The following is a 13818-nucleotide window of genomic DNA, read 5'->3' on the forward strand; positions in this document are numbered from 1 at the left end:
AATTTAATTCCACTTAGGCATTTAACCAGTTGAAAAACAAATTACCGTTTCAAAATTCTTCATATATATATTAAGAATTTATATTATTTGTGAGAATGGAATATAAAAAAAGGTGTCAACACATATTGACACCTTTTTTGTTTATCTAACACCCAAATACGTTTTCATTAAATTAGCATAGGTCACCAACAGAAATATCAATTCTTTCCAGACGGCTAATACTACTTTATGTATATCCGCTTTGTTACCAGTAAATAGATAAAAGCGACTTAATAGATGGTATACCCTAGCTTTGAGGCCGCTTCGGTCTTCGGTCATCCCCGCCTGTAGTTCGGGCAGGGGTCTTCCAGCCAACCACGCAAAGAATCTAAGGTGACTGGCATCATTGCGGATAATCATATACTACTTTACCTTACTGGCAATTTTTTCAATCACTTCAGTTTTTGGCTCCAAGTTTCTATCAAAAAGCAATGGATAGTTTGTTCTTCCTCTTACAGGAAAATTATTTAACCAACTATTTCCATCTCCCAAGCCCCAAAATGTAACTCGAGTGATTTTGTCTTTATGCTTTTCATAAATCTCAAATATTTCAGCATATCGAGCAGCTAACTTAGCTTCGCCTTCAGCTGTAATCCCATCTTTGTATGGGTTATATTCATCAGAATTTGCAAAATTCATATTAAGATCAGCTCCCACTGCCCGTCTTGGTCTTGGCAGCACATCTACATCAAGTTCTGTCACCATCACTTTGAATCCAGCTTCATGGATGTCAATTATCCCTTGCTCGATTTGCTCTAAAGTTGGAGTATCCAATTGGTAATGACCTTGCATACCGATGGCATCTACCTGAATACCCTCAGCAACCATTTCCTTGGCAAAATCTAAAATCCCTTTTCGCTTAGCTGCATTCCAAACATTATAGTCATTGTAGTACAGTTCTGCTTCTGGATCTACCTCATGTGCCTTTCGAAAAGCAGCCTTCATAAAATCCTTGCCGGCGACTTTATACCAGTTAGACTCCCGGAATGACCCATCTTCGTTGAACGCTTCATTGACCACATCCCATCCGTGGATCTTTCCTTTGTATCTCCCAGCAACAGCCTCAATATGCTCTTCCATTCTGGAGATCAAAGCATCTTTGGAGAGTGGCTCATTGTTTTCATCCTGAAAAACCCACCTAGGAGTCTGCTGATGCCAAACCAAGCAATGGCCAATGGTAAAGGCACCGATTTTCTCGCCTAAGGCCACGTATTCATCTCCAAATCTGAAATCATAGCGGTTAAGCTCAGGATGAACTCGCTCCCACTTCAGCCCATTTTCTGGACTGAGGCTATTGAAATGCTCAGCTATTAAGGTATTTACCTTTTCATCAGAACTATTCACCTGTCGGGCATTCACGGCAACTCCAATGTGGTAGCTGTCCGCAAAAATATCTTTAAGTCTTTCGCTATCTGGACTTTGAGCTGAAAACAGCATAGCTAGCGAGGCGAAGGTTAAGGTTTTTTTAAGTAACATGGATATAGGTTTTAATAGGTTAATTCTAAAGGGGAATAGATAGTTTATTCACTGAAAATAGTAGAAGGAAAACTCAAAAGGTTATTTGCTTGTAAACAATATAGGAGCAAGTTCATACAAGCTTCTTCTCCAGGTTTGAAACTCGTGTGCGGTACCTTCAGACACGAAAGAAACAGCATTGAATCCTGCCTCTTTCAGGGCAGCGACTGCAGTAGTTACACGATCAGGGTTTTCTTTACTTCCTGCACTGATAAATATCAGCTCCGGTTTTGTGTTACCCTGAAGTTGCTCCGGAGTGTATATACCACCGCTTAGTAGCGCGTACCGGGAAAAGACTTCAGGCTTATTGAGCGTGATGGAGTGCGTCTCCATCCCTCCCATTGATAAACCTCCCATTGCTCTGTGCTCTCGGTCAGCAATAGTTCTGAAATTCGAATCTACATATGGAATCAGTTCGTCTACTAAGACAGTTTGGAACGCATCAATTTTAAAATCTCTCAAACCACCGAATTTGACTTCATTGGTCATCCCGTAAGTCATTACAATTAAGAATGGCTCAATTTTACCCTCAGCTATCAAATTATCCATGATCAAGTTGGCATGTCCTTGATTGCTCCATGCTGTCTCATCCTCTCCCCAACCATGTTGCAGGTATAGCACTGGGTAATTTTTAGAGGTCTCCTTGGTGTATCCAGGGGGAGTATAGACAAAGGCTCTTCTGGATGTATTTGTACTAGGAGAAGGAAAAAGGACTTGCTGTACATGACCATGGGGCACATCTTTGAGCGAATAGAATTCCTCATCGTGAGCTGGGATCTCTATTCCGCTTTCCCATCGGGTAGATCCATAATAGTTCTTTGCTCCTGGATCGTTGAAAGTACCACCATCGATCGTGAGGTGATAATAATGGAAGCCTTCGTCCATCGGTCCGGCGGTAGTCCCCATCCAAACACCTTCAGAATTTTTGGTCAGGTCGGTTCCGCCTCTTCCACCTAGCCCCAAACTCACATTTATTTTTTGTGCATCAGGAGCTTCTACTCTAAAGCGTGCATATCCTTGGGAGTTCACTTGAGGATATTCTTTGCCGGGTTGATTCTTAGAAGAGGGTTTGAAATCTTCTTTGATTTCAGAATTTTCCGCTTGCGCATGGCAAACTGAGGTACTTACCGCCAAGAGGAATACTAGAATAAGGCAATAATGTTTCATGTTTTTTTAGGTTTAGGGTTATTGAAAATACGAATAAAATGCCGGTATAGAAGCTGGGTTACAAGTATGGAGATCTAGGTGTCATTTGCGTATTTTAGTCAAAGTTGATAAGTACCCTATAGATTTTAGTCCTTTGGTAGAGTATCAGGGAGTACAGGCTTTCTAAAAAACTGTATCGAGAGTGGATATTTCCACAGCTTGCCAGTGCTAGCTTTTAGTGAGCCTATCAGAATAAAAATGATATTCAGGATCATCAAAATGGTAATAGGAAAAAAACCTGTAAACAACGATGGTAGGGAATTCAGGTTAAATGAAAAGCTAAAAGGTAAATGCATAAAGTTATTCATCGGAAAGATTATGATTAAACCAATAAGCATATAGAGAGCAAAACTGAAAATCCAGTTCAGTACATTCCTTCCATGCTGATCTATAGTTGGGTTGTTTTCTCTATTGAGTGTCCAAAGTACAATAGGCACAACTAGCCCAAGTAAAAAATGTACAAAGCCCAACAGCACCGAAATATGGATCAAAAAACAGTAGCTGTTCTCATTTAATCCAAAAAGATTATCAGAAAGGGATTTGGTCGAACTGCCCAAAAGTTTGCTTTTCTGGCTGTTGAACTCCTCCTCAGTAATCACTCCGTTTTTTAACAAAGCGCCAAGCCTTTCAAGATTCTCTAAGTTGTTTCTCATAGGATTCTATAGGTTTTGTCTAGAAAGTCAGAATGAAAACTTTCAGGAAAATCTAGTTTTGGTTTGCTGACTATATAAAAAAATGGGGTAGAATGATTGAAAAATCCTTTTGAAAAGACAGTTGCAATACGTTAAAAAAACTAACCTATGCTATTTCCTCAAAGTTGAGTTGTAGCATAGGCTAGTGACTCGTTAATTACATTCCTTCTAACCCTTCTGCGAATCCAGCGTACGCCGGTTTTCTATTGAGATTTATATCCCAAAGCCCCTGTTTTTCACCAGGAAGCCAATTTGCATTATCAGGACTGTCCGTGACACCCCAAACGGTAATACCATAGCGCTGCGCTGCAGGTACATGCTGCACATACATTTCGGCCACATACTTATACATCTCACGTTGCAATTCAAGAACTTCAGCCGTTGGCGTGGTAGTATTTACCCGAACGTCCAGCTCAGATACTTTCACCAGTTTGCCTGTAGCAGCAAGCATTTTGAACATCGAGACAATTTTGTCCTTGTCAGAATCAATGTTGATGTGCATCTGTGTTCCTATACCGTCTACAGTCACACCTTTACTTTCTATATAGTTGACATAATCGATAATACCCTGACATTTATCCAAGCTGTACTCCAGGTTATAATCGTTAATAAATAGTAAGTCATCAGGATTACCATATTGCTCCGCTAATTCTATAGCTTTTACAGCATAGTCTTTGCCAAGGTAATCTTGCCAATAGAATATGTCTGCAGCTAGATTTGAATTACCAACTCCTGTTTTTAATTCAAAAGGATTGGCATCATCCATAGGCTCATTTACTACATCCCATGCTTTGATGTAATCTTTAGTAGTTGTAAGCATTCCTGCGATCCATCGCTCAAATTCTCCTTCCACTATCGCTCGTTTTTCTTGATCTGTTTTGTAAACCAATGTGGTCGACCCACCGGAAAGATTGGCACTACTCAGCACGACGTTGTCCAGATATACTGTACCGGCAAATTCACCGTAAGAAATAACAAAACGAATTCTATCGTCAGCAGTAGCTACCGTACTAAGAGTCACTTGCTTCCATTCTTTTGTCACTCCTACCTGTCCAAATCCATTGGAAGAATAATTTGGAGACTGCAATTCAGGACGAATGATTCCTTCAGCATCGCCTCTCACCCAAAAGCTCAATTTGTATTCTTCACCATTTTTCAAGGGTTCTGCAAACTCATAGGAAGTTTGAACCTCCCAGAAACCACCTGTGATGGACGGATTAGTCACAAAAAATGCTTTTCCAGATCCACCAAAACCCATTCCATCTGGGGTAGCACCTCTGCTGGAGCCATTTCCCCATCCGCCCCAACCGTTGCCATTTTCGAAGTCTCCATTAACGACAAGGTTATTGATAGCAGGCTCACCTGCTGGATCATACACATATAGATTGCTGATGTCAATAGAATAATTCACGTTTGGCTCATAGCCAAAATTGAAATGCATCTGGAAACTATCTCCCACTACGTCATCTACAGTAAATCGGATTTCTTGCCAGGAAATCCCAGTACCGAATGACGTGCTGTCAGTTCCTGTATTCATCCAATCTATGGAAGGTTCGTTGTCTGCAAGTCCCTCGAAAGTAATCCCTCCTTGGCCAGGAGTATCCGACTTCACATAGACAATTACTTCGTATGGCTTGCCTGGCACCACAGGGATTGGAGGAGTAGTAAGCTGTACGCTTTCAGGATCTGTACCTGAGCCTGCGGATAATATCACCCCAGAAGTTCCCTCTCCCATGCCCGCATTTTCCATATGCTTTACTTCGCCCTTACTCTGCCATCCTTCCATGCTTCCCGACATCAATGCTGACAAATCCAACTCATTTTTGAAAGGAGGTGATTCGACTACAAGGGGAGCAAGTAAGCCATTGAGATATGCGGCATTTTGATTTGCATGCCAGACAAGCGTATGTCCATAAATTGAAGTTCCGGCAGCAGAAGCTGCTTCTATTGTGGAATTTACGCGGTCAAAATTCATATTACCGTTAGCCAGCACGATTGCTCCGTGCTTCATTCCATACCCGGCAGTTACCTCACTGAAATTACTGTTGATCAGTCGGTACATCAGCCCTCGACTGGAGTACTGGTTCATATCTATGGCTCCACCCAGTTTGAAATTAGGGTTGGCAATAGTATCAAGGTAGCTACCCAAGGTTCCCATTGCATTTAGAACTTCTTGTTCGGCTATAGTTGCAGGCTTTTCTACTTGAAAGTCAGTGGTATCCATGTAGTCTACGCAGGAACTTAGCCCAATGGAAATTGCCAGCACGCCAACATATTTTTTATATAATTGCTTCATGGTATCATTGAATTAGTTGTTTGAAAGGACAGGAGTAAATACTTCAAACCCTACTCCTCGGTCTCGTACTACCAAAGTGTCATTGGTGCTAATGTTCATTTCTGGAAGTGAGATTTGATAGTCTAGGTATAGGACATCTCTGTCTTGATTTCCCCAGCTATTTTTCTCTCCCTTGGAAACAAACTTGCCAGAACCAGTAGCTGTGTAGCCAGCGTTTAGGGCTGAAACTGTACAGTTCCCGTCATCATCGAAAGTCAGCAATAGGTCTGCAGAAATATTTTCACCGTCAGTTCCTGGAAACGCCAATGGAAATGCAACTTCATTGAGTGACCTCGTGCGAAGAGCGCTTAGTTCGCTGTCCTCGAGAAATTCCTCGTGTCTGATGAATGTTCCATCCAGAGCGGAATTTCCTGTGGATCCTTCGATGACATCCTGACCTCTTCTCAGATAGTTTGCATGATATTCATTGACAAACTTCAGAGCATAAAGCACAAAATCCTTAGGCTGTACAGACCAATCGTCCGGATTAGTACGCTTTGGATTGGCTACCTGCCCCATACCAGAAAGGATAGAATCAGCATTACTCACTTGAGTCATTCTCAATGGAATTACATAAGAGTTCTGAATTGCTTTAGGGTCATTGAAAAAACCGCTCGTAAGCTGAATTTCCACGCCTCCAGTTACTTCACCTCTCGGGATAATTATTGATTCTGATGCCAATTGATAATACTCAGCAGGAAGTGCTTCTACAGCATTTCCATCCGTATCAAACATCAACCCGTCAATCAAACTCTCATCAACTACTACATTGATTGCTACTTCCTGAGGGGAAGAATAGACCCCACCTGTGGTAGCGACGATCTTAAACCGCCCTTCGTTATCCATAGACGTATCAAAAATATCATCACCCAGAGTGATCGTTCGTACCGGATATTGATAGGCAAAATAGACCGTTTGGTAATCAAAGTCCGGGAACTCCCAGTCTTCATTTTTACATGATACCAGGAGAAGGCAAAGTGCCAGTATTATATATGGAGTATTTTTCATGTGTTTATAATTTGATTTTTAATGGCCATCCCGATAGCTATCGGAAGGAATCTCGCAGCGATTACAATCATGCGAGTGTGTGACTTTTTAGCCATGCTCGATTTCATGTGATTATAAGTTGATTTGCGAAGGTCAGAATTTCGGAATCTCGCATCCGGCACCTGAAAGACCTGTGATTTACATTCATCTCAGTAAGTGCTGACTGAGTCATGCTAGATTTCCTAGATCCTATTAAACAAGGCCTAGTATCAAGCACTTTGCTATACTGTGAATATGAGCTTACCATCCCGTGTTTTGTCTTAGTTCGGTAAATTTCAGAGTTTCACTATATGGCACAGGACCATAAATCATATGACTACCATAAACTCTGTTTTCTACACTCATCACTTCATGGTCTCCATCTTCTATGGTCATGCCGAGGGCAGTTTCCGTCAATGAGGCATCCCATCTTCGCAAATCCCAGAATCTGAACCCTTCAAAGCTCAATTCTATTCTTCGCTCGTTGCGGATTAGTTCGCGCATCGCAGCCTGGTCACCTTTGATAGATTCCAAATAAGCATCACCATTTTGAGTACCGATTCCAGCACGTTGGCGGATAGCTTTGATTACATCGTATGCAGAGTAGCTTGCATTGCCCGTACCCATAGGCCCATATGCCTCATTTGCAGCCTCAGCATAGATCAGGAATATTTCCGTGTATCTTATTCTTGGCTTCATATGAACCTGCTGATTGGTAGAGTTAGGATTAAGATTCACATCCTGACGAAGCAGTTTGCGAAGGTAATACCCAGTTCTAGTAGAGGTCTCCACGCGATTCAATGCGTTATTCGTCGTACCGTCTATGGCAGTAGTGATAACTGTGTTATTTGGCCCGGCAACACTTCCGTTCAATACCACAAAATGATTTAACCTTGGATCCCTACCTGCATATGGATTTTGGGGGTCATATGCACTATTGGATTCGTCTATTGGATAGCCGTTTGCCATAGGAAAAGCATCCACAAAATTCTGTGTAGGATTGATTAGGCCATTTCCAAATAATGTAGGAGGATAGTTGTCTCTTTCCAGATTATTGCTAGATCCGATAGAGGTTCTCCACAATACTTCAGCTGGATTTACTCCTCCACCAATGGCATTGAGTTCGGATGCATTAGAAAACCAGGTTACACCATTTGGTGATAAGCCATTTACACCCCCAATAGTATTGAGGATTTCAGCAGCATGCTCTGCCGCAGCTCTCCATTTCTCAGTATCTCCGCTTGGATTGAATGCAGGACTTGCGGCGAGAAGTGCAGCTTGTGCCATCACGGCATTCACAATTCTACCCGATACAAGTTGGATCGCATCATCGCCAAATACTCTATTGTATTGTCCAGTCTCTGCTCCCTGAGAAGCATATTTGCTAGGAATCAACGATGGATCATTAATATTTGCCAAATCATATGGCAGGAGATCCATTGCTCTTTCTGCATCTGCATAGAGTTGAGTCATACATTCCTCAAATGTGTTTCTTGGAATGTTGAAATCAGACTCTACATTTTGAGATTCTCTTAGGATAGGAACACCTAGCAATTGACCATCTGCCAGTCCACCATGAGCTTGTAGCAAATAATACATAAATAGTGCTCTAAGTCCGTAGGATTCGCCTTTCAGTCTATCCACAAACATTTCATTTACAATAGGATCTACTGCAAAATCAACACTGTCCACATCCTCGATCATGACATTCAGGTATTGAATGGCAGACTGCGCACCGGTCCATTGATTTACCGGGTTGTTATTGGATGCCCACTGTCCCGTGGCCATGTTGAGAAACTGATTTGCAGGGTTATTACTTACCGCATCATCTGTCGCCATTTCGCTGAAAGACCAACCGTTGGTAGGAATTCTCAGGTAAGCATTAATTAGAAGTCCCTGCGCTAGTCGAGGTCTTTCTAGCATGTCTTCTCTGCCTTGTATATTTTCAATGGCTGGGTCAATTAGATCCTGACAGCCGGTCATCACCCACATGATGCCAACTATTAACCATATTTTATTCTTCATAGTGTTCAATTTTTGGGTCATGTTAAAATTGTGCTCGAATACCAAAATTGTAGAATCTCGTCTGCGGTGCGCTTCCGATATTCATTTCCAAAAGTTCGCTGTTCGGACCTACAGTCAGTAGATTCGATCCACTGATGTAAGTGCCCAATTCCTTGATAAATCCGTTACCCAAGATGGTCTTTGGGAAAGAATAGGAAACTTGGACTTTTGCCAAATCAAAACGATTAGTGCTGTATAACCAGAAATCAGAGTTTCTGAAATTATTTGCTCCATTCAGCGTAGTAAGTCGAGGGAAAGTAGCGGTGTTTTGAGTCTCCTCAGTCCAACGATCTCTCACTTCGATCGAATACTTGTCATCAGCATTCGCCCAGAAATAGTCGTTGTTCTTCATCGCATAGGCTCCGCTTCTCATGGTTCCCAATGCGAAAAACGTGAAGTTTCTGAAACGTGCAGTCAGATTAAGACCCATTGTAAGTGGAGCACCTGACCATCCACCTCTTCCCAGATAAACTTCATCTTGGGCGTTGATTATACCGTCATTGTTTTGGTCTATGTACTTGATATCTCCAGGTCGTACTTCGCCGAAAGCTTGAGAAGGTGAATTCTCTATATCATCCATTCCAGTGAAAAACCCATTGCTCTGTAGTCCCCAAATCGCATCCAGAGGCATACCCTGTCTGTTTTGGTAGCTATCTTCAAAGTTCTCAGATCGTCTAGCAGCTTCCGTGGTATAGTATAATCCAGACACACCTAGAGACCACTCCACTTCCCCTACTCTTTTGTTGAGGTTCAGTTGGAAATCAGCACCTTTTCGTAGGTCATTATTATAATTTACAAAAGGTATCCAGGAGGAAATCGGCCATCCAGTCACGAAATAGCTAGGATATAAAACACTATTCTGAACAAAAAGACCTGTCATTTTACTGGTAAACACGGAGCCATTCAGCGTAAGCATATTATCAAACAAAGAAGCATCTAGCTCCAAACTGATTTCCTCTCTTTTAGGGAATTTCAAGTTAGGATTTTCACCCCTTCTCACGTCGGTACCTGTGTTGTTTAGACCATCTTTCCACTCATACCATGATCCTTCATCTGTATAAATAGCTTCATACAAATAGTAATTTGAAATATCCAGATCCGTATTGAGTATGCCGGCAGAAACCGAAATCCTCAGGTTGTCGATCACAGAGGAAGAAGACAAGAATCCTTCCTCACTCATTCTCCAGCCTAGCGTCATCGTAGGTGAGAATGCCTGTCTGTTTTGCTTTGCAAGCATAGCAGAATGGATAAATGCTCCACTGAATTCAGCATAATACTTCTGCTGATAATTGTAGCCTAAGTAAAGACCTAAGTTTGCATTACTTGTCTTATGGTAAATCGAAGACTCTGCGATTTGGTATCCATTAGCAAGCAGCATTGCTGAAACATTGTGCTTTTCCTTGAAAGTTCTTTTGTAGTTCAGCTGCGCAGAAAATGAAACCGTCTGACGAAACCAGTTATTGTTGATATTTTGAGTTCTCGAACTGGCATCCTGTCCATATTTGGTCAGGCTGGCTATTTCGTCATCTCCATTATAGTTCGTCCAAGTCGGCTGATATACCGCATAATCATTGTCAAAAGACAAATTGTAAGAAGTCGAGTAATTCAAACCAAACAGAGAACTAAAAGATAAACCTTCGATGACATTTCTTAAATCTGCATCCACTCCTGCATTGAACTGAAACTGCCGACTTGTAAATTTATTGGAGCCACCTGCATAGATGTCTGCAATAGGATTAGTTTGATCTAGTTGGGTTCCTCCCAATAGAAATTTACCATCGATCACGTGATCGCTTGTTGCAACAAAACCTAAAGAAGCAGCATCTCCCTCATTGATGAAATCAAGAGGAATTAGCGGTGTGAATCTAAATGGTCTGAGCGTAGTAGAACCACCCCAGTAATCTGTATTTACTCCATTGCTATTGTAGAAAATAGCTGAAGCATCCACTTTCGCAGAGATAAACTCATTGAGATTCAGATCTATATTTCCCCTAACGTTGAATCTTTCGTTGGCATTTTGTGCAGCCTGTCCAAAATCCATCACGGTACCTTCAGTCATGAAGCCAACGTTGGTGTAGTATCTAGCTGTTTCGTTTCCACCGGAGATTTCCAGGTTTCCATCATATTTGGCGTAAGCCTCCTGCAGGTACTCTGGCGAGTAGTAATCCGTATTTGGATAGCGGTAGATATTTTCTCCCGAAGAGTGATTGAAAATATCCTCATTGGAGTAAAGCGGAGAAAGCCCATCGTTGGTTCTAGCCTCATTGTATAGGGACATGTACTCTCCTGATCCTAAATATTGCGGATAGCGCTTTGGGGTATTGACACCCGCATTGGTACGCAAGGTGATATTTTGACTGTTTGCTACACCTCTTTTGGTAGTGACCATGATCACACCTTTTGCAGCTTTGCTTCCGTACAGTGCTACAGCAGAGACACCTTTCAAAAAAGAGATCTGTGCAATCTCAGTTGGATGAACACTTCCTAAATCCCTAGGAACTCCATCGATCAAAACCAGCGCACTTGTATTTCCCCACAAATTACCATTAAATCCACCTACGAAAGCTTCCATGTTTTCAAGTGGATAAGTGATGTAATTATCACGAAGTATTTCCGGCATATTCACGTAGGAAACTCCTCCCATCAAATCATTTTTATCCTTGCTTTGAAAGGCCACATTTACTTGGTTTCCTTCAAGATTTGCAAATAAGATGATGTCTTCGAGATTAGGTGTAGCTAACAATAGCTTAGTCTCATATCCTGCAGCAGATACGGATAGATAAGCATTGCTAGAAACTTCGATTTTGGCTACTCCGAGGCTATCGGAAACTGCCGACACCCCGTCTTCCTCACTAGTGACAATGGCACCCTTTATCGTTTCACCGATATTGGATTTGATCACTGGAGCCAGTGTGATTTTTAAGGTACCCTGCGCGAATAGTTGAAAGGGAATCGCAACTACTACGACACAGAATACCACTATAGATTTTATATATTTCATTATGAATTTTCATTAGACGATGAACAGATAAACATCATTTGCCTTACCATCCTGGATTTTGATACATCTCAGGATACAAGGACACATCTGATACCTTCAAGGGTAGCCAATAGTGTTTCTCCGTGAAAGGACGTTTCAGGATCTCCACTTCTCTGATGTTGGCAACGCGGTTTTCAGTAGGATCATCTGTATTGAAATCTCCTACACGATCCATTTCCACTGAAGTCTTTACTGTATAAGGTTCTTCGATCAAAAGCATCCAGCGACGAAGGTCAGTGAATCTGTGTCTCTCGAATGCCAATTCTACAGCACGCTCTCTTCTAAGCTCAGGAATAAACTCTGCGACAGATCCGGTAAACTTACTGTGAACCTGTGCCATACCTGCTCTATCACGGATTACATTGACTGCATCCACAGCAGTTTTGCTAAAAGTAGCAGAAGGAGCATTTGGTGAGTTATAACCTGTAGCTGCAGCTTCTGCATACATCAGGTAGATATCTGCCACTCTCATGTACGGTACATTGATATGCAGGGAAGTACCCCAGTCATAGGCATTGTCATACAAATTAGCTCTGAGTGTCACAAATTTTCTACTCATGTATCCTGTTCGGCTACCGTTACTCAGGTTTCTATAGCTTCCACCTGTAAAAAGGTTGGCATATCTGTTCGGTTCTTGAGATTGATCTGGAATAGAACCTTGGATCACTTTCACGCCATCAAATGTGATGTCGCTGTAGAATCTAGGATCTCTTCCTTTCCAAGGAAAATTGGGGTCATAGCCCGACTCAGGGTCAGCTTTAGAGATATCATCCGGTAGCGGAAGGCCATTTGCCATGCCGTAATTATCATGGATATAATTTGCCGTAGGCATAAACATGGTAGCATCTCCCTGACTGATCAGCAATGGCATAAACTGCTTAGAAATCTGATAGTTACTTCCATTAGCTCCTGTGGTAGGAGCTCTGAACATCGCCTCAGTTCCTCCTGGCATAGCCCAGTTTTGCCCAGTAGTATAGAATATATTGGATTTCTGAGCAAAAGGCATCAAGCTATAAATGGTCTGCCCGGTCTCAATCAATTGAAGCAGTTCACCAAAGACATCTGCTGAGCGCTTGCTGTACGCTGCATCGTAGGTTCTACTGCCTGTTTCGGTATAGTTCATGAGCGGACTTGCAGCCCAAAGCAGGTTTTTTCCTAGGTAGCCCAAAGCCATTGCTTTGTTAATTCTCATGGTATTTTTACCAATTGTATTTCTACCAGCCGTGGTATTATCCCAGTTTAAAGGCAATAGATCTGCAGCTCTTCGTAAATCGTCAGCCACTCTATCAGCGGATTCTCTATAGGAAAGACGAGGCAAGCGCAATTGCTCATCACTTGGGAGCACATAATCTATGTATGGCAATCCACCGAAATACTGAATCAATTGGAAATGAAACCATCCTCTGAAAAACAATAATTGTCCTTCTATCAATCTTCTTTCTTCATCTGTAGCATCTGTGAGTCTATGAAGGTTTTCAAGACCCAAATTAGCTTTTCGGATACCTCTCCAAGCCAGTGGCCAAAGTGCTTTTTGGTGGTGACCTCCTGTAGTAGACGCGTTTCCTTTGTCGAACCAGCCTACTCCTCCACCTTGCTCAGCTTGCCAAGCCCAGAAGTTTCCGCGGTCGAAATTGTAAGAAACTGTAAAAGTCCCTGCAGTGGATTCGATTTCATCTTCTCCAAAATTCCAAGCACTTACCCAGTAGGCTAAAGTGAAATTTGGAACAGCATGGTAAAGCTCTTCGGTGAATCCCTGGAAATTATTGAAATTCTGGAAAGCTGTTTCTTCAGAAATAATTGAATCTGGAGTTCTTTCAAGATAATCTTCACAAGAGGTCGCAGATAGAAATATAGCTACCATGAATCCACTCTTTATGATGTTCTTTATGTAGTTTTTCATT

The 13818-nt window shown here is 41.9% G+C and carries 8 protein-coding genes; all 8 read right to left on the reverse strand.

The annotated features are described in order from the left end of the window. Positions 1–402: 402 nt before the first annotated feature. Positions 403–1515 carry an endo-1,4-beta-xylanase gene (locus tag LV83_RS05375; RefSeq protein ID WP_111610499.1) on the reverse strand — a complete coding sequence of 371 codons (1113 nt, stop codon included), beginning with the start codon at positions 1513–1515 and terminating at the stop codon, positions 403–405. An 81-nt stretch (positions 1516–1596) separates the two neighbouring features. Then, entirely contained in the window at positions 1597–2721 is a 1125-nt protein-coding gene (locus tag LV83_RS05380) for an alpha/beta hydrolase-fold protein (protein WP_111610500.1), read from the reverse strand. A gap of 125 nt (positions 2722–2846) precedes the next feature. After that, a complete protein-coding gene (locus LV83_RS05385) occupies positions 2847–3413 on the reverse strand; it encodes a DUF4870 domain-containing protein (protein ID WP_111610501.1) in 567 nt (188 codons plus the stop codon). 196 nt (positions 3414–3609) lie between these two features. Continuing rightward, on the reverse strand, positions 3610–5748 hold the full coding sequence (locus tag LV83_RS05390) for an endo-1,4-beta-xylanase (RefSeq protein WP_111610502.1): 2139 nt from the start codon (positions 5746–5748) through the stop codon (positions 3610–3612). Positions 5749–5760: 12 nt separating this feature from the next. Further along, a complete protein-coding gene (locus LV83_RS05395) occupies positions 5761–6795 on the reverse strand; it encodes a DUF5627 domain-containing protein (RefSeq protein WP_111610503.1) in 1035 nt (344 codons plus the stop codon). Between the two features lie 279 nt (positions 6796–7074). Then, positions 7075–8838 (reverse strand): RagB/SusD family nutrient uptake outer membrane protein, encoded by a 1764-nt coding sequence (locus LV83_RS05400; protein WP_211320457.1) that lies wholly within the window; start codon positions 8836–8838, stop codon positions 7075–7077. 22 nt (positions 8839–8860) lie between these two features. Continuing rightward, positions 8861–11878: a SusC/RagA family TonB-linked outer membrane protein gene (locus LV83_RS05405; RefSeq protein WP_111610504.1), complete on the reverse strand. Its 3018-nt coding sequence runs from the start codon at positions 11876–11878 to the stop codon at positions 8861–8863. A 43-nt stretch (positions 11879–11921) separates the two neighbouring features. Further along, positions 11922–13817: a RagB/SusD family nutrient uptake outer membrane protein gene (locus tag LV83_RS05410; protein WP_245947002.1), complete on the reverse strand. Its 1896-nt coding sequence runs from the start codon at positions 13815–13817 to the stop codon at positions 11922–11924. Position 13818 lies beyond the last annotated feature (1 nt).

This window comes from Algoriphagus yeomjeoni, from assembly GCF_003259505.1.
GTDB lineage: Bacteria > Bacteroidota > Bacteroidia > Cytophagales > Cyclobacteriaceae > Algoriphagus > Algoriphagus yeomjeoni.